This window comes from Geobacter sp. OR-1 (assembly GCF_000813145.1).
Classification (GTDB): Bacteria; Desulfobacterota; Desulfuromonadia; order Geobacterales; family DSM-12255; genus Geoanaerobacter.
This window is the reverse complement of record NZ_BAZF01000009.1, coordinates 126965-143982: the sequence shown is the minus strand read 5'-3', so window position 1 is coordinate 143982 and position 17018 is coordinate 126965. Positions and strand designations below refer to the sequence as shown.

Below are 17018 nucleotides of genomic sequence, written 5' to 3'. Positions count from 1 at the left end.
ATCGCAATTACCCTGTTTTTGGGGTTCTCTGCCGTAAATACCGGGAATAATCTCCTTTACCTTATTGTTGCGCTCCTGCTCGGTTTCATGGCCACATCCGGCTTGGTGGGGTGGCTGAACATCAGGGATGTGGAATGCGAGTTATCCTTCAGCGATGAAATATACTGCCATACCCCCACGCTGGTATCTCTGGACATCACCAACCGCAAGCGGCTTATGCCTTCCTACCTGCTCGATGTCCAGGTTGCCGGACAAAAGCGGCTGTTCACCTCTGTCCCGCAAAAGGGAACCGGCAAAAACAGTTTCATACACACATTCAACAGCCGGGGACGGCATTCATTAACTACCGCCACGGTTTCGTCGCCCTTTCCGGTAAATTTCTTTGTCCGGGGGATGGTGGTCCCGGTCGAAAACGAGATCATTGTCTTCCCTGCCCCGGCAGCGGCCGGTATCAACCCGTTCCAGGCGCACACCGGCAGCAGGGGCGAACGTTTTGCTGCTGAACGTGGGTTTGACGGCGAGATGCGCACCATTGCCGAATATACCGGCGTCGAGCCTCTCAAGCAGATCCACTGGCGGCTTTCCGCCCGCCACGACTGGTTCAAGGTCAAGGAGCTTACCGCAACGGCTGCGCAACCGATAATCCTCGACCTAACGGCAGAGAGTTCTCTGCCCCTGGAAGAACGGCTTTCCTGGGCGGTCTTTATAATCAACAAGGGGATCAGGGAAGACAAGGCCATAGGGCTCAGGATATCGAGCGACAAAGTGATTCCTCCGGATAAGGGCCGGGGGCATCGGATCAGGATGCTGCGGGAGCTGGCCCTTTATGAATAGCCCGGCCAAGCTCGTCGAAATCCTGGTCCTGGCCGCCTCGGTTGCCGGGATTCTGCCGCTCTACCCCTATCTGGAGTTTTTCCCAAAAATTTTTCTCCCGTTAGCGGCGCTGGTCGGAATATTCATGACCAAACGAGGAATGAAAGTCCCGCCGGCAATCCTTACGCTGGTTTCCATCGTAGTTTTCATCTACTATGCATTGCAGGCCGGCCACGGCAATGTCGTGGCTCCGGCAGCAAACCTCCTTGCCTCATTTCTCGCCATCCGGCTCATGGGAGAAAAAAGCGGCCGGGCTTTCCTGCAGACATCCGCGTTATCGATCTTCTGCCTGGCCGCATCGACATTGTTCGCTCTCGGTCCGGTCTTTCTCGGGTCCCTGATCCTGCTTGCCTTCCTTCTCGTATGCATCCTTGTGCTGCTGACTTTTCAGGAAACAGAACAATCGATTGTCCTGAACCGCTTTGAACTCCGCTCATTGGGTAAACTCGTCCTGGCAATCACCGGAGTCACCATCCCCCTCATGCTCCTCTTCTTCATCATCCTCCCGCGTACCCAGTTTCCGCTCTGGAATGCCTTTGTCGGCCAAGAAGCGGCATCGGCAGGGATCAGCGACCGGGTGGAGCCGGGGCGGTCGTCAAATATCGATACCGGCCGGGCCGTGGCCTTTCGCGCCGAAATGCCGCCACTGGACAACGAGATGCTGTATTGGCGCTGCACCGTGTTCAACAGGTACAGCACCAATGCGTGGCTGAGGAACGCCCCGCCGGCCGGTGAAGCGGATTTTGCCGGACCAGGCAAGAGAATCCAGCAGACAATCTTTGCCGAGCCGGGCAGACTGCGATATCTGCCGGCTCTAGACCCTCCCCTGCAGGTCCGAGCGGCACGCACATCGACCAGCGCAGATCTGGTAACCTCTCAGAGGATGGGCGGCTTAAACAGGATCAAATATGAAGCCGTCTCGATGCCGGGAGAGACAATCAAGGTCAGAAACGGCATTGACCGGAAATTCTACCTCGGTTTACCCACTGAATTGCCCCCCCGGCTTGCAAAAGCCGCAGATGAAATCAGAAGCCGCGGCAGGAGTGACCGGGAGCGGCTGGCCCTTGCCCGGGAGTTTTTCCTTGCCAGCAAACTCAGCTACACAACCAGCAATCTGCCGACCGGCAAGGACCACCTTGATAAATTCCTGTTTATCGAGAAAAAGGGGCATTGCGAGTATTTCGCCTCCTCTTTCGCACTGATCATGCGCGTGGCTGATGTCCCGGCACGGGTCGTGGGAGGCTACTACGGCGGTGTCTATAATCAGCTAGGAGGATATTTTGTCGTCAGCGATGATATGGCGCATGCTTGGACCGAAGTATTCATCGACGGCGAAGGGTGGCGCAGGATCGATCCGAGCCGATGGTCGGCAGGGTTTGCCGATATCGGCGCAACCAGGGGAAAAGGGTTATTGCAGCGGCTGGCAACAATGCTGGACACCTTTTCCTATTTCTGGAATGTTACGGTCATCACTTACGATCTCGGCAGTCAGCTCAAGCTGGCGAGAAATACCGGCGAGCTGCTCCGAAACGCCGGTATGGCCGACATTCCGAGGCCATCGGCAAAGACGATATTACAGTTTGTCACTGTTGGAGCAGCACTAACGGCAATTTTGCTTCTTGCCCGCTATTGCGGCAACAGGACCGACAAGCAACTTGCCGCTCAATTCATCCGGTTGTCGGGTTACGACCAGCCGCCACCAGGTAAAGGGATCATGGAAATTGCCGCAGAATGGGGGGACAGCGATGCCGAACGTTTTGCCGTTGTCTATTCCGGTGCCATATATACCGACCGGAAGATTTCCACAGCAGAGCGAGAAGAGCTGCAAGCGCTGCTCCGGAAGTTGAAGGCTCGGCGAGCAAAGGCATGATGCTTGACATGAACCGGCTATTACATTACTTTTCAAGACATTACAATAATCTCTAATTGAGCGGTACAGGTACAAATTGAGTACAAAAAAAGACAAATTCATTGAGAGTGCGCAGAAACTGATCATAAAGGGTCAACTGGAAAAGGCCGTAGTTGACCTGGAACAGGCGGTTGCCCTTGATCCCGGCGATCTGAAAGTGCGCCAGAAGCTTGCCGAAACCTTGGTGCGGGTAAACCGGCAGAGTGAAGCGGTCTCGCATTACGAAACCATCGGCAAGTCATTCTCAAACAGCGGCTTCTACCTGAAGGCGATCGCCGTCTACAAACAGATCCAAAAACTGGACCCGGACAATACAAAAATCACCTTAACCCTGGCGGAACTGAACGTAAATCATGGCCTGATCGGTAATGCGCTGTCAGAGTTCAGCCAAGTGGTAAATATTTATCTGAAGACCGGGAAACAGGCTGAAGCGCTGCAGTTGCTGGAAAGAATGCTTGAGATCGATCCGGCAAATCTCAACACTATGCTCAAGATGGCCGAGACCGCCTTGGTTGCCGGCAATATCGACAATGCTTACAACTATTACTGTCAGTTGGCGCAACAACTTTGGGAACGTCCCGACAAGACGCCGTATTTGCGGTTAGCCGAGCGGATCAAAACCCTCTTCCCCGACAAAGAAGACCCGTTTCTATCCTCGGTTTCCACCATGTTGGAACGTGGCGATACAGCCGGTGCCTACGCGAGCCTGAAGACCCATATCTCACAATCACCGGACAACCTCGACGCCTGGCATCTCATGGCTGCCACAGTCCGCAGCATGGGGGACACCCGTCAACTCAGGGTGATTCTCTCCAGGATATCGGAACGTTTCCCCGACGAAGCCGTATCCAAAGAAGAACTGATCAATCTGGCATTAACAGAGCAGGAGATCGACACTGCAGTTGCTCTGTTGGGCGATTTCCGGCAGCTGCTCCTCGATAAAGGTTGTGCCGGAAAGCTGGAGAGCTTCTACACCCAGCTCCAAACCATGGCGCCGCTTGATTCCCGTCCCTTGGAGGGACTCTGCTGGCTATACGAAAAAACCGGGAACCCAAGACTCAACACAACCAGAGAGCAGATTGCGAAACTGAGTAAAGCACCGGCTGAAACCGCAACAATCGAAGAGGCTGCCAGGCCGATCATGGCGGAAGAACCCGCCCCGCCTGCAGCTATTGAAAGTCCGGTCAATGAACCCGACACTGAGCCTCCGGCACCTTTGTCTCTGGAGCCTGAACCTATTGACTGGGAAGAGGATATCGATCTCGGTCTTGATGAAGAACCGAAAGAGCAGCCGGAAGCGTTGCCTGCCGCTGCTGAGATAGCCGTTCCCGAGCCTGAGCAGCCGGAGGCGTTTGCCGAACCCGCAGCAGAGGCAACTGAAACCGAATTTGATATTTCCCGGGAACCGGAACCGGATGAACTCGCGCCGGCTGAACCATTGGCTGTGGAAATTTGTGAACCGGAAATCATCCCTGAGTTTGTGCCCGAAGAACCGGAAGAAATTTCACTGGCAGAACTTGAGCAAGAGGAGTTCGAATCTATCCCTGAAGAGGCAGCATCAAGGGTGATTCTGACAATTGAAAATCCGCTTCCCGTAGAGACTTTCCTAATGCCGGCGGCTGGGGTCGTGGAACCATTGCCGGAGCCGGATATTGAGCCGGAGCAAGCCTCTCCCTGGGACGCCTTAAACGCCGATGAACCCTTAACCGGTATATCACCGACAAGCCACGAAAAGTCTGCTGTTCCTCAGGCAGAAGAGCTGGTGGACCTGCTGGTCGAACACCTGGAATCATTCGACTGGGGCGCCACGGAAACCGGAACCAAGGCGCCCGCTTCCGGGCTTTCGGCCCCGGAAGAGCTGGAATTCGAAATCCTTACCGAACACGGCGAGAACAATGAGGCCCCTGCCTTTGAACTGGAAGACCTGACCAGTTTTACGGAAGCGCTGTTCGGCGAAGAGCCGGCCGAAACAATGGAAACGGCTGACGCAGGGGAGTACAGTCTTGGCAGCCTGCTCTCCGCCTTCAGGAAGGGTGTGGACGAGCAGCTTGACGAAAGCGATACTGAGTCGCATTACAATCTTGGCATTGCTTACAAAGAGATGGGACTGCTGGACGAGGCGATCCATGAATTCCGCTCCGCCGGACGCGACCCGCAACGGGCTGCCGACTGCATTTCTCTCCAGGCGATCTGTCTGCGGGATAAAGGGGATATTACCGGGGCGGAAGCGGTCTTCAAGGAGGGGCTGGATCTGCCGGTACTCTCGAGCGAGGCCCTCCTCAACCTCAAGTATGAACTGGCGCTGCTGTATGAGCTGGCAGACCGCCATCCTGAAGCGGTCAAGATCTATCAGGAGATTGTCCGGATCAACCCTTCGTACCGGGACGTTTCGCTCAAGCTGTCACATCTGGCCGAAGAGGATGATCTCGATATTCTGATTGAGCTTAAAGAAGAAGGGGACTAAGGGTGCATATTTATTTGTTCAGTTCACGAAAATTATCCAATATCATTAATTATCCCTAACTCAGCCACAGACAAGCTTTTATGCCATTTACATCCATGCCGGCACTGTATCCTTTTCCCATACAAGATCTTCGTTGAGACATCCCACTAACTTCCCCTTCGATAATTACATTCTTACTTTTCAGCAAGTTACACGGCTTTATTATTTTTTAATTTATCGTGATTAATCATGGCACAGGCAGTGCATAATAAGAGACAGAGCAATTAAATTGGAGTTTAGAAGGAGGACGCCATGAAAAAGTTAACCACCACATTATCTGCAACTGTTGCTGCCCTGCTTCCCGCAGCCACCGCTTTTGCAGCGTCCGGAGCCCGTGAAGACAACATCGGTTTCTTTGCATGGCTGTTCATGGGATTCTGCGCAATCGTCATAATCGGGCAGTTCGTGCCTGCCATCATGATGATGCTCGGGATGGCGCGAGGGCTTAAAAAAGGAACAGAAGCAAAGACAACCACCTGAGAGGAAGGATACACAACATCCCTGCTCAATGCTGAAGGGCCGCCTGTAAAGCGGCCCTTTTGGCTGCTGCCGCCCCCTTCTCCACTTCCCATTTAACCAATTTCCTGCTAAACTCCCCCAACATCAAATATCATGGAGCCGTGCAATGAAATATATCAGCACCAGGGGCGGTATTGAGCCCTTATCCTTCCGCGATGCGGTCATGATGGGGCTTGCCACCGACGGTGGCCTGCTGCTTCCGGAAACCATACCAGCCATCTCCCCGGAGACGCTGTCAGCCTGGCGGAAGCTCTCCTACCAGGAGTTGGCCTTTGCCATCATCTCGATCTATGCCGACGACATCCCACCCGCAGACTTGAAAGCCCTCATCGACCGCTCCTACGCAACCTTCACCCACCCGGAGATCACCCCGGTGGTGGCAAAGAACGGGGTGGAGATCCTTGAACTTTTCCACGGACCGACGCTGGCGTTCAAGGATGTGGCGCTGCAACTGCTGGGCAACCTGTTTGAATACCTGCTGAAAGAGAGCGGCAAAAAACTGAACATCATCGGCGCCACCTCCGGCGACACCGGTAGTGCCGCAATCCACGGGGTCAGGGGGAAAGAGAACATCAATATCTTCATCCTCCACCCGCTGGGTAAGACCTCGCCGATCCAGGCGCTCCAGATGACCACCGTTACCGACCCGAATGTGCACAACATCGCGGCCCGCGGCACCTTTGACGACTGCCAGAACATCGTGAAGACGCTCTTCAACGACCTGTCGTTCAAGGAGGAGTATTCCCTTGGCGCAGTGAACTCAATCAACTGGGCGCGGGTCCTGGCGCAGGTGGTCTACTACTTTTATGCCTGGCTCCGCGTCACGGATCAGGGGATGCAGAAAGTGGTCTTCTCCGTTCCGACCGGGAATTTCGGCGATATCTTTGCCGGCTACGTAGCGAAGTTGATGGGACTTCCAATCGACAAGCTGCTCCTTGCCACCAATGAGAACAACATCCTCACCCGGTTCATAAATCACGGCGACTACTCCCTCGGCAAGGTGGTCCCCACGGTGTCGCCGTCCATGGATATCCAGCTCGCCTCAAACTTCGAGCGATACCTGTATTTCCTCTATGACCGCGATCCGGCCAGGGTGAGAAACGCCTTTGCCGAACTGGCAAAGGACGGCCGCATCACCTTCAACCAGAGCGAAATGGATCGGGTCCGGTCCGAATTCCTCTCCCTCTCAGTCAACCAGGAGGAAACCCTGGCAGTTATTGCCAACTTTCACAAGGAAACCGGGTATCTCCTTGATCCACACACCGCCGTAGGGGTAAAGGCCGCCCTTGCGCTGGCTGCACCCGGATTGAAGGCGATCTGCCTGGCCACTGCGCATCCGGCCAAGTTCGGCGAGGCCGTTGCCAAGGCCACCGGCCAGGACCCGCCGCTCCCCCCTTCCCTGCTCGGTATCGACAAGCTCCCCAGCAGGTGCGAGACCATGGATGCGGATCTCGACCAGATCAGGAATTTCGTAAAGGAAAGGGCCCATTAAGGGCCTTTACCATATCCGATGACTATCGACTGGAACCTCATCGACACCGTCCTGCTGGACATGGACGGAACGCTTCTGGACCGCCACTTTGACGACCACTTCTGGCTGGAGCATGTCCCCAGCGCCTGGAGCCGCAAGCACCGGGTGCCGCTGCACGAAGCCAAACCGATGCTCTATGACATGTTCCGCTCCCAGGAAAGGACCCTCAACTGGACCGACCTCGACTACTGGTCGGACCGGCTCGGACTCGACATCCCGCTCCTAAAAGTGGAGGTCGATCACCTGATTGCGGTCCACCCCGGCGTAATCGAATTCCTGACCTTTCTCCGGCAGAGCGGCAAAGAGACCTGGCTGGTAACGAATGCTCACTCCAAGACCCTCGACCTCAAGATGAGGAAAACCAGGATAACCGGCTATTTTAACGGGATTATTTCGGCCCATGATCTGGGACTGCCGAAAGAGGAGACCGCATTCTGGGGCAAGCTGAGGGAAAAGATCCCGTACAATCCGGAGCGCACCATACTCGGCGAGGACAGTGAGACCAACCTCGGAACTGCCCGCGCCTACGGCATCCGCTATCTCGTCTATGTCAGCCGGTTCAGCTCCAGCATCACACCCGAGCCGTCAAAGGAATACCATTCGATCCATTACTTCACCGAGCTGCTGCCACCCGTTGCCCAAGCCAGCCTGAATAAGACAATAACCCCATAAACGCAAAAACGGCGCTCGGGGGACAATCCCCGCAGCGCCGTTTTCCAGCAAACTCCGCAACCTCGCTTACCGTTACCGGTTACTCCAGGTTGTCCTCAATCCTGATCAGGATGCTCTTGCCGTTGATCACGTCAAAGCCGTCAATCTCCGCCAGGGCGGCACGGATCTCGCTCTCCTTCGCCTCGTGGGTCATGATGACGATCGGTACCGTCTCGCCGGCGCTCCGCCCCTGCTGGATCATCGATTCGATGCTGATGTTGTGCCCGCCCAGAGCCCCGGCGATCTTGGCCAGCACGCCCGGCTTGTCCTGGGCGCTGAATCTGAGGTAGTACTTGCTGATGATCTCGCCGATCGGCTTGATCGGCAGCGTCGCCACCCGGTCATCCAGATAACCGAGCGGCGCCGTTCTGCGGGTCGCCCCGGCTACGATGCTCCGGGAGACCTCCACCACATCGCCGACCACGGCACTGGCGGTCGGGTCCATCCCGGCCCCCCTGCCGATGAACATCACCGCGCCGACGAAATCGCCGGTCAGCCGGATGGAGTTAAAGACGCCGTCAACGTCGGCGATCGGGTGGCCGACCGGGATCATGGTCGGGTGCACCCTGACCTCGATCTGGCCGTTATCCCGCTTGCCGATGGCCAGCAGCTTGATCTTGTAACCGAAGTCCCTGGCAAAGTTGATATCCAGGGCAGTTACCGAGCTGATCCCCTCGGTGTAGATACTCTTGAAATCGACCCTGGTGCCGAAACAGAGCGATACCAGCAGGCTGATCTTGTGCGCGGTGTCGATCCCCTCGATATCGAAGGTCGGATCGGCCTCGGCATAGCCGAGTTCCTGGGCGGTCTTCAGCACCTCCCCGAAATCGGCCCCTTCCTGGGTCATTCGGGTCAGGATATAGTTGCAAGTGCCGTTCAGTATCCCGAGCACGGTCTGGAAGTTGTTGCCGGACAGGTTCCCCTTGATCGCGGACAGGACCGGAATGCCACCGCCGACCGCTGCCTCGAAAAGCACCTCGACTCCGCGACGGGCCGCAGCCGCGTAAATCTCCTCGCCGTGCAGCGCCAGCAGCGCCTTGTTTGCCGTCACCACATGCTTGCCGTGCTCTATGGCCCGCAACACAAAGGTCCGGGCCGGCTCATAACCGCCGATCAATTCGATCACGACTGCTATCTGCGGATCGCACAGCACCTCGTCCGCATCGGTTGTAAGAACTCCATCAGGGATCACAACCCCGCGATCAGTGACGATATCGAGATCGGCGATCCTTTTCAGCACCAGCCGCGCCCCGGTCTTTTCGGACAGGAGCGTTGCGTTCTGCAGCAGCAGCTTGGCAACCCCGGCGCCTACGGTGCCAAAGCCGACCAGGCCGACATGTATTTCTTCCATTGATTCCCTCTCAGAAAGATGAAGTTATTTTTGGGCACAGCAAAAAGTTCCAGATGCAAGGCGTAGCGTATGCTGAGGAATTTTTGGCCAAGCCGCTATTTTTCCGGCACTCCGGCGGCAATCTCGTCCAGGATACCGTTGATGAACGCCGGCGACTCCTCGGTGCCGAACTTCTTGGCAATCTCGATCCCTTCGTTGATGGTCACATTCCGCGGAATATCCCGGCGATACAGCAGTTCAAATGCGGCCAGGCGCAGGATGTTCAGGTCCACCTTGGACATTCGGGCCAGCGACCAGTTTTTCGACTTCTGCTCGATCAAGGTATCGATCTCGGAGCGGTGCTCGGCCACGCCGGTAACCAGCTCTTCCGTGAACTCCCGTATCGCCTGCGGCGCCCGCTGCCCCTCCCAGAACAGGGCCAGCCCGATGCGGAGCCCGACCGGGTTGAGATCCAGCGCATAAAGGGCCTGCAGGGCGAGTTCCCGCCCTTCCCGTCGAGCCCCCACTATTTAAGCCCCTTGAGGAGGTTGGCGGTCTCGATTGCCGTTACCGCAGCATCGAACCCCTTGTTCCCGGCCTTGGTACCGGCGCGCTCAACCGCCTGCTCGATCGTGTCGGTGGTCAGAACGCCGAACGCCAGTGGACAGCCGGTCTGGAGCGATACCTGCGCCACCCCTTTGGAGACCTCGGATGCGACATAGTCAAAATGGGGCGTAGAGCCGCGGATGACCGCGCCTAGGCAGATCAGGGCATCGTATTTACCCGATTCAGCCATCGCCTTAGCTGCCAGCGGAATCTCGAATGCGCCGGGCACCCTGGCCACATCGATCTTCTTGTCGTCGGCGCCGTGCCGCACCAAGGCATCCAGAGCCCCCTCCAGCAAACGTTCGCCAATGAAGCTGTTGAAACGCCCCAAGACGATCCCGAACTTGAGCCCCTTGGCGTCCAGGTTTCCTTCAATGAATTTCGGCATAATCTCCTCCGGAAAACGACAGCAGGACGGTCTCAGATATTCTCGATGAGATGTCCCATCTTGTCGCGCTTTGTCTTCAGATACTTGATGTTGCTCTTGGTCGGCTCTACCTCTATCGACACCCGCTCGACTATATTGATCCCGTACCCCTCCAGCCCTACGATCTTCTTCGGATTGTTAGTCATGAGCCGGATCTTTTTGACCCCGAGGTTGACGAGAATCTGCGCGCCGATGCCGTAGTCACGCAGGTCGGCCTTGAACCCCAGGGCGAGGTTGGCCTCGACCGTGTCCTGCCCCTGGTCCTGAAGCGCATAGGCCTTGAGCTTGTTGATCAGCCCGATGCCGCGACCTTCCTGGCGCATGTAGAGCACGACCCCCTTGCCTTCCCGGTCGATCATCTCCATGGCAGCATGCAGCTGGTCGCAGCAATCGCAACGACGGCTGCCAAATACATCACCAGTAAGGCATTCCGAATGGACTCTGACCAGGACCGGCTCATCGCCATGGATTTCACCCTTGACCAGCGCCAGGTGCTCAAGCTTGTCGATGTCGTTTTCAAAGGCAATGGCCTTGAAGTCACCACCGTACGACGTGGGAAGCTTGACCTCGGCGGCACGCCGGACGAGAGACTCGTGTTTGAGCCGGTAGGCCACCAGATCGGCAACCGTGCAGATCTTTATCCCGTGTTCCTTGGCAAACTTGCGCAGTTCCGGGAGCCTCGACATGGTGCCGTCGTCGTTCATGATCTCGCAGATCACACCGGCCGGTTTTAGCCCGGCAAGTCGCGCCAGATCGACCGAACCCTCGGTCTGTCCAGCCCGGACCAGAACCCCGCCCGGCTTGGCGCGAAGCGGAAATACATGGCCGGGGCGCGCCAGATCCTCTGCCTTGCAATCGTCGGCAACTGCGGTAAGGATGGTGTGGGCGCGATCGGCAGCCGAAATCCCGGTTGTGACCCCCTTCTTGGCTTCAATGGAAACGGTGAAGGCAGTGCCGAATGACGAGGTGTTGGTGGAGACCATTAGCGGCAGCCGGAGATGATCGCACCTCTCGGCGGTCATACTGAGACAGATCAAGCCGCGGCCGAACCTGGCCATGAAATTGATTGCCTCAGGAGTGACCTTTTCCGCGGCCATGGTCAGGTCACCTTCGTTTTCGCGGTCTTCGTCATCAACCAGGATCACCATCTTCCCCTGGCGGATATCTTCTATCGCATCTTCAATCCTGGAAACAGGCATATGAAGCTCCAAATTCGTTTATAAATGTTCTGCAGCAGACGGAATCGATTGCCCAGCGGACAGTTATCTCATAAATAACCGGCTTTAGCAAGCGCCTCCAGGCTCAGCCCCTTGCCTTTGCCGTCATTCCTGCCCGACATCAGCCGCTCCAGGTACTTAGCCAGGATGTCAACCTCGATGTTGACCTCGTCCCCCGGATGGCGCAGATGCAGCGTCGTTGCCCGGGCGGTGTGCGGGATGATATTGACCGTGAAACCTTCCCCATGCACTTCGTTCACCGTAAGGCTCACGCCGTCCACGGTCACCGAACCTTTCGGAGCCAGGTACCGGGTGAACTCCGCCGGGATGCGGAACTCGAAGACCAGATTGTCGGACTGCTCCCTCCTTCCGGTTACCGTGGCAACGCAATCCACGTGGCCGCTGACCAGGTGCCCACCAAGCCGGTCCGATAGCCGCAGCGCCCGTTCGAGGTTAACCGGAGCCCCGGGATTGAGCCGCTGGAACCCGGCGGTACGGAGCGTTTCCGGCGACACGTCGAACGATACCGACCCGTCTCCTTTGGCGACCACGGTCAGGCAGACGCCGTTGACCGCCACCGAGTCGCCGATGGCAAACTCAGCTAGCGGGAGTGAGGTCGCCACGACCAGGGAGGCGGCTGCGCCATGTTTCTCCAGGCGGACAACCCGGCCGGTATCTTCAATCAGTCCGGTAAACATCGGTAGATCGGCTCTCCTTCCACAATGATATCGTCTCCGCAGCGACGTACCGCAACATTTCCGATCTTGACGGCATCACCCATCCGCTCGACCCCGTTCGCCGCAAACAATCCCACCCCGTCGCCGCCGACCAGCTTCGGCGCATAGAAGAAGAGGCAGCGGTCGATCAAGCCGGCAGCGAGCATCTCCCCGGCCAGACCGGCACCCCCTTCGAGCAGAACCGACTGGATGCCGCTCTCACCGAGTCTGGCCATGAGGTCACGAAGATCCACCCTCTCACCTATTGCCCGGCAGATCAGGACCTCGGCGCCAAGCGCCTCGATGGCCCGAACCTTCGCCGGATCAGCGGTGATGGTGGCGATTACGGTGCGCGCCGATGAGGCAACAGTGAAAACCTGCGCCAAGAGCGGTATCGAGAGCTTGCTGTCCACGATCACCCGCACCGGGTCGCACCCCTTCCTTATGCGGCAGGTAAGCAGCGGATCGTCGGCCAGCACGGTTCCGATGCCGACCATGATCGCATCGCTCACCGCTCTCATCCGGTGCACGAGCCGGCGCGAGGCATCCCCTGTCACCCAGCGGGAATCGCCAGTAGCGGTGGCTGTCTTGCCGTCCAGAGTCATGGCGCTTTTCAGCGTCACATAAGGGAGGCCGGTGGTGATATGCTTGATGAATGGGTTGTTGACGGCACGGCACTGCTCTTCCAGGATACCGACGGCCACCTCGATCCCTGCGGCTTTCACCTTTTCGATCCCACGACCGGAAACCTTTGGGTTGGGGTCCACCATACCGACAAAGACCCTGGCAACACCTGCTCGCACCAGGGCATCGGCGCAGGGAGGAGTCTTGCCGAAATGGCTGCAGGGCTCAAGGGTCACGTAGACATCGCCGCCCCGGGCCAGTTCACCCGCGTCCTGCAGGGCGTGCACCTCGGCATGTGGGGTTCCGGCGCGGCGGTGCCAACCTTTGCCCACCACCTGCCCGTCACGGACGATCACACAACCGACTGCCGGATTGGGCGAGGTCTTGCCGACCCCTTTGCGGGCCAGAACCAGTGCCTGCCGCATGAACCGGTGGTGGATGTCCGCCACGAAAACTCCCTCAGAACTTTCGATTACCATCTTGGAAAAAACCCTGCTATTTTTTCAACAGATCCTGAAGTTCCGCCATGAATTCGGTGATATCCTTGAACGAGCGATAGACCGAGGCAAACCTGACATAGGCCACCTGGTCGACCTGATGCAGTTCGTTCATGACCCATTCGCCGATCATGGTGCTCGGAAACTCCTTTTCTCCGCTTTCCTGAAGCCGAGATTCCAGCCGGTCCACCATCTGTTCGATCTGTTCGACTGAAACCGGCCGTTTCTCGCACGCCTTCTGAATCCCGCCGATCACCTTAAGGCGGTCGAAACTCTCGCGCCGTCCGTCCTTCTTGAGCACCAGGGGAAGGATATCCTCGACCCGCTCGTGGGTGGTGAACCGCTTGCCGCAGGACTCGCATTCGCGCCGCCGGCGGATGGTCGATCCGCCCTTGTCCGGCCTGGAGTCGACAACCTTGGAGTCGTGGAACCCGCAAAACGGGCATTTCATTGCTCTTCCCCCTTGGCATCGGCATCGAAGCGGTCCACGATGACACCGGATTCCGCGATCATGCTAGCGCTGAGATTGTCCGAATACCCGACCTCGTAGACGATCCTCTTGATGCCGGCATTGATGACCATTTTGCTGCAGATGATGCACGGCATGGTGGTGGAGTAAAGCGTTGCCCCTTCGATGGAGGTGCCATGCTTGGCAGCCTGGATTATGGCGTTCTGCTCGGCATGGAGCCCGCGGCAAAGCTCGTGTCTCTCGCCCGATGGGACCCCCATCTGCTCGCGCAGGCAGCCGACGTCAAGGCAGTGCGCGACCCCGGAAGGGGCGCCGTTATAGCCGGTAGCCAGGATATTCCTGTCCTTGACGAGGACTGCGCCGACCTGGCGCCGCAGACAGGTGGATCGTTTTGCCACGAGATGGGTGATCTCCATGAAATACTGGTCCCAGGTAGGTCGAGCCATTGTCAATACTCCGTAAGGTGCGTGTTTGCGCAAAGTTACCCGATAATCGGCCCCAGGTCAAGGAGAGACGGCAACCGCCCCTTGACATCTCTCGGGCCGTGAAGGCATACTTTGATCCCATGAACACTGAAGCGCTCATCGAAAAATATTTTCCCGACCTTGCCGGCCGGGCGATTGTCCTGGAGCACAGCCGGCTGGTGGCGGCAAAGGCGCTCCGCATCGCGGCCACCCTGGGAAACGGCGTTGACTTGAAATTCATCAGGGAAGCGGCCATGTTGCACGACATCGGGATTTGCCGCACCGCTGCGCCCGGAATCGGCTGTCACGGAAGTGACCATTACCTCTGTCACGGCATCCATGGCCGGGCAATCCTGGAAGCCGAGGGTTTGCCGCGCCATGCACTGGTCTGCGAGCGCCATATCGGCGTCGGACTCACTGCCGAGGATATCCGGGACGGGGAGCTGCCGCTGCCGCACCGCACCATGGCGCCGACCTGTATCGAAGAGGAGATCATCTCCTTTGCCGATCTCTTCTATTCCAAGACCCCGGAAACACTGTCAGTTGAGAAAAGCGCAGCCGTCGTGCGCGCCGGGCTAGCCCGGTTCGGCAGCGGCAAGACGGCCATTTTCGACCGGTGGCTAGGACTCTTCGGCAACCCCTCCCCCGGAGCCCCATAATTTCCGGCACTTGTTCTCCCCTGTTTTTGTTGTATTTTTAAAATAAACAACACCGGAGTCCGCATTGTCCGACACAATCGACACTAACAGTGACCAGACCTGCAGGGAAATAGAGTTCATTCCAAAGTTGATCGCGGCAATGGAGAGCGTGATAGTGGGCCAGAAGGCCCTGGTGGAGCGGCTGCTAGTTGCCCTGCTTGCCAATGGCCATATCCTGATCGAAGGGGTGCCGGGTCTGGCCAAAACCACGGTGGTCAAAACCCTGGCCGGCCTGATCGACGCCAGATTCCAGCGGATCCAGTTCACTCCGGACCTGCTCCCGGCCGACCTGGTCGGGACCCAGATCTACAACCCCCGCGATGGCCACTTCTCCACCAGAAAAGGACCGATCTTTGCCAACATCGTGCTGGCCGACGAGGTGAACCGCGCGCCCGCCAAGGTCCATAGCGCCCTGCTGGAAGCGATGGAGGAGCGCCAGGTAACCATAGGCGAATCCACCTACCCGCTCGATGAACTGTTCATGGTCCTGGCCACCCAGAACCCGATCGAACAGGAAGGGACCTACCCGCTTCCCGAGGCGCAGATGGACCGGTTCATGCTCAAGATTTCCCTCGATTACCCGTCGTGGGGCGAAGAGCGGGAGATCATCCGGCGGGCCGGGCATACTGCCAGAAACAAAGAGATGGAACCGGTGCTCCACCCTGCCGACATCCTCCGGGCCCGCTCAGCCGTTGACGCCCTCTACCTGGATGAAAAGATCGAACAGTATATCCTCGACATTGTCTTTGCCACCCGTGATCCCTCCCGCTGCGGCCTGGAAAGGCTTTCCCGCTACATCGAATTCGGCGCATCCCCGCGGGGGAGCATCTATATGGCAATTGCGGCAAAGTCGCTCGCCTTCATCCGCGGCCGCTCCTTTGTCACCCCCCAGGATATCAAGGATATCGCCCCCGACATCCTTCGCCACCGGATCATAACCAGTTATGAAGCGGATATCGATGGTATGACCACCGGCAGCCTGGTTGCCGAGATTCTTGCCAACGTCAGGGTTCCTTGATCATGGCGATCCCGATCCGCAAAGCTGCGCAGGAACAGACGGGCCGGGCAGTCCGGACCCTGCAGATCAAGGCAGCGCGGCTTGCCACCGGCATCTTTGCCGGCGAATACCTGAGCGCATTCCGGGGCCGGGGGATCGAATTCGAGGAGGTCCGCGACTACCAGCCGGGCGACGATGTCCGAACCATCGACTGGAACGTGACCGCGCGGCTCGACCGCCCGTTTGTGAAGAGGTTCGTCGAGGAACGGGAGCTGACACTGCTGATCCTGCTGGACTGCTCCGCATCCATGGATTTCGGAACCCGCCGCGTGACAAAACTCCAGGCAGCAACCGAAGCCGCGTCACTGCTCGCCTTTGCCGCCCTCCGCTCCAACGACCGGATCGGGCTGATGACCTATTCCGGCGAGGTCGAGAGCTTTCTGCCGCCGGCCAAGGGGAAGCGTCATGTCTTGCGCCTGGTGCACCAGGCAGCAGTCGCGTCCCCGGGAAGAGGCGACTCCGGCCTTGAGAGCGCGCTGAACTATCTCCGTAACGGTATCAAAGGAAGGGCGCTGGTCTTCGTCTTTTCGGACTTTTTCGATTCAATCCCGCTGAAACAGCTGGCAGCGGCCTCATTGCGTCACGACCTGGTGGCAGTTACCGTGACCGACCCGGCTGAACATGAGCTACCTGTTGCAGGGCTCGTGCAGTTACGCGACCCGGAAAGCGGCCTTAGCCGCCTGGCCGATTCCTCCAGCCCCGTGGTGCAAGACCACTACCGGAGAGCTGCAGCTAAGCGGCACGAGCTGATCCGGAGCCGGATCGCCGCTTCAGGGGCGGAGATTCTCTACCTGGACACCATGACCCCGCCGCTGCACCCTCTGATCCGTTTTTTCCGAAACCGGGGACGCCGGAGAAGAGGGTGAC

17 protein-coding genes are annotated in these 17018 nt (G+C 57.9%); 9 read left to right on the top strand and 8 right to left on the bottom strand.

Annotated features, from left to right (window positions below; all coding sequences use genetic code 11):
* Positions 1-18: 18 nt before the first annotated feature.
* The 6 genes from OR1_RS11365 to yrfG all read left to right on the top strand — a co-directional run bounded on the left by OR1_RS11365 (position 19) and on the right by yrfG (position 8007).
* Entirely contained in the window at positions 19-834 is an 816-nt protein-coding gene (locus OR1_RS11365) for a DUF58 domain-containing protein (RefSeq protein ID WP_237754277.1), read from the top strand.
* On the top strand, positions 827-2743 hold the full coding sequence (locus OR1_RS11360) for a DUF3488 and transglutaminase-like domain-containing protein (RefSeq protein WP_041971974.1): 1917 nt from the start codon (positions 827-829) through the stop codon (positions 2741-2743). The genes OR1_RS11365 and OR1_RS11360 overlap by 8 nt, the downstream gene beginning before the upstream one ends.
* 76 nt (positions 2744-2819) lie before the next feature.
* On the top strand, positions 2820-5246 hold the full coding sequence (locus OR1_RS11355) for a tetratricopeptide repeat protein (RefSeq protein ID WP_041971973.1): 2427 nt from the start codon (positions 2820-2822) through the stop codon (positions 5244-5246).
* Positions 5247-5537: 291 nt separating this feature from the next.
* On the top strand, positions 5538-5765 hold the full coding sequence (locus OR1_RS11350) for a hypothetical protein (protein ID WP_041971972.1): 228 nt from the start codon (positions 5538-5540) through the stop codon (positions 5763-5765).
* A gap of 145 nt (positions 5766-5910) precedes the next feature.
* Positions 5911-7296: a threonine synthase gene (gene thrC / locus OR1_RS11345; RefSeq protein WP_041971971.1), complete on the top strand. Its 1386-nt coding sequence runs from the start codon at positions 5911-5913 to the stop codon at positions 7294-7296.
* 18 nt (positions 7297-7314) lie between these two features.
* Positions 7315-8007 (top strand): GMP/IMP nucleotidase, encoded by a 693-nt coding sequence (gene yrfG, locus OR1_RS11340; RefSeq protein ID WP_041971970.1) that lies wholly within the window; start codon positions 7315-7317, stop codon positions 8005-8007.
* A gap of 79 nt (positions 8008-8086) precedes the next feature.
* Here the strand turns inward: yrfG and OR1_RS11335 are convergent, their stop codons facing one another.
* From OR1_RS11335 to OR1_RS11300, 8 genes are all read right to left on the bottom strand, one after another.
* The gene (locus OR1_RS11335; protein ID WP_041971969.1) at positions 8087-9397 is read right to left on the bottom strand and encodes a homoserine dehydrogenase; all 1311 of its coding nucleotides are present in this window, start codon (positions 9395-9397) and stop codon (positions 8087-8089) included.
* A 95-nt stretch (positions 9398-9492) separates the two neighbouring features.
* Positions 9493-9903: a transcription antitermination factor NusB gene (gene nusB / locus OR1_RS11330; protein ID WP_041971968.1), complete on the bottom strand. Its 411-nt coding sequence runs from the start codon at positions 9901-9903 to the stop codon at positions 9493-9495.
* Positions 9903-10370, bottom strand: a complete 468-nt coding sequence (gene ribE / locus OR1_RS11325; protein ID WP_041971967.1) for a 6,7-dimethyl-8-ribityllumazine synthase — start codon at positions 10368-10370, stop codon at positions 9903-9905. Before ribE ends, nusB begins: the two co-directional genes overlap by 1 nt.
* Positions 10371-10402: 32 nt before the next feature.
* Positions 10403-11608, bottom strand: coding sequence for a bifunctional 3,4-dihydroxy-2-butanone-4-phosphate synthase/GTP cyclohydrolase II (locus OR1_RS11320; protein WP_041971966.1), 1206 nt, complete (start codon positions 11606-11608; stop codon positions 10403-10405).
* Positions 11609-11676: 68 nt separating this feature from the next.
* A complete protein-coding gene (locus tag OR1_RS11315; protein ID WP_041971965.1) occupies positions 11677-12324 on the bottom strand; it encodes a riboflavin synthase in 648 nt (215 codons plus the stop codon).
* Positions 12309-13415 (bottom strand): bifunctional diaminohydroxyphosphoribosylaminopyrimidine deaminase/5-amino-6-(5-phosphoribosylamino)uracil reductase RibD, encoded by a 1107-nt coding sequence (gene ribD, locus OR1_RS11310; RefSeq protein ID WP_370543349.1) that lies wholly within the window; start codon positions 13413-13415, stop codon positions 12309-12311. The genes OR1_RS11315 and ribD overlap by 16 nt, the downstream gene beginning before the upstream one ends.
* 46 nt (positions 13416-13461) lie before the next feature.
* On the bottom strand, positions 13462-13914 hold the full coding sequence (gene nrdR, locus OR1_RS11305; RefSeq protein WP_041971963.1) for a transcriptional regulator NrdR: 453 nt from the start codon (positions 13912-13914) through the stop codon (positions 13462-13464).
* On the bottom strand, positions 13911-14378 hold the full coding sequence (locus tag OR1_RS11300; protein WP_041971962.1) for a cytidine/deoxycytidylate deaminase family protein: 468 nt from the start codon (positions 14376-14378) through the stop codon (positions 13911-13913). Before OR1_RS11300 ends, nrdR begins: the two co-directional genes overlap by 4 nt.
* A gap of 119 nt (positions 14379-14497) precedes the next feature.
* Here OR1_RS11300 and OR1_RS11295 point away from each other — a divergent pair, with 119 nt between their 5' ends.
* The 3 genes from OR1_RS11295 (at position 14498) to OR1_RS11285 (ending at position 17017) form a co-directional block, all read left to right on the top strand.
* Positions 14498-15055, top strand: a complete 558-nt coding sequence (locus tag OR1_RS11295) for an HDIG domain-containing metalloprotein (protein ID WP_041972008.1) — start codon at positions 14498-14500, stop codon at positions 15053-15055.
* A gap of 64 nt (positions 15056-15119) precedes the next feature.
* Positions 15120-16112, top strand: coding sequence for a MoxR family ATPase (locus OR1_RS11290; RefSeq protein ID WP_041971961.1), 993 nt, complete (start codon positions 15120-15122; stop codon positions 16110-16112).
* Between the two features lie 2 nt (positions 16113-16114).
* Positions 16115-17017 (top strand): DUF58 domain-containing protein, encoded by a 903-nt coding sequence (locus tag OR1_RS11285; protein ID WP_041971960.1) that lies wholly within the window; start codon positions 16115-16117, stop codon positions 17015-17017.
* Position 17018: the final 1 nt, after the last annotated feature.

Coding starts and splice junctions, on each gene's coding strand:
- OR1_RS11360 (WP_041971974.1), top strand. CDS start 827: ATGAATAGCCCGGCCAAGCTCGTCGAAATCCTGGTCCTGGCCGCCTCG.
- OR1_RS11350 (WP_041971972.1), top strand. CDS start 5,538: ATGAAAAAGTTAACCACCACATTATCTGCAACTGTTGCTGCCCTGCTT.
- thrC (WP_041971971.1), top strand. CDS start 5,911: ATGAAATATATCAGCACCAGGGGCGGTATTGAGCCCTTATCCTTCCGC.
- yrfG (WP_041971970.1), top strand. CDS start 7,315: ATGACTATCGACTGGAACCTCATCGACACCGTCCTGCTGGACATGGAC.
- OR1_RS11335 (WP_041971969.1), bottom strand. CDS start 9,397: ATGGAAGAAATACATGTCGGCCTGGTCGGCTTTGGCACCGTAGGCGCC.
- ribE (WP_041971967.1), bottom strand. CDS start 10,370: ATGCCGAAATTCATTGAAGGAAACCTGGACGCCAAGGGGCTCAAGTTC.
- OR1_RS11320 (WP_041971966.1), bottom strand. CDS start 11,608: ATGCCTGTTTCCAGGATTGAAGATGCGATAGAAGATATCCGCCAGGGG.
- OR1_RS11315 (WP_041971965.1), bottom strand. CDS start 12,324: ATGTTTACCGGACTGATTGAAGATACCGGCCGGGTTGTCCGCCTGGAG.
- nrdR (WP_041971963.1), bottom strand. CDS start 13,914: ATGAAATGCCCGTTTTGCGGGTTCCACGACTCCAAGGTTGTCGACTCC.
- OR1_RS11300 (WP_041971962.1), bottom strand. CDS start 14,378: ATGGCTCGACCTACCTGGGACCAGTATTTCATGGAGATCACCCATCTC.
- OR1_RS11295 (WP_041972008.1), top strand. CDS start 14,498: ATGAACACTGAAGCGCTCATCGAAAAATATTTTCCCGACCTTGCCGGC.
- OR1_RS11285 (WP_041971960.1), top strand. CDS start 16,115: ATGGCGATCCCGATCCGCAAAGCTGCGCAGGAACAGACGGGCCGGGCA.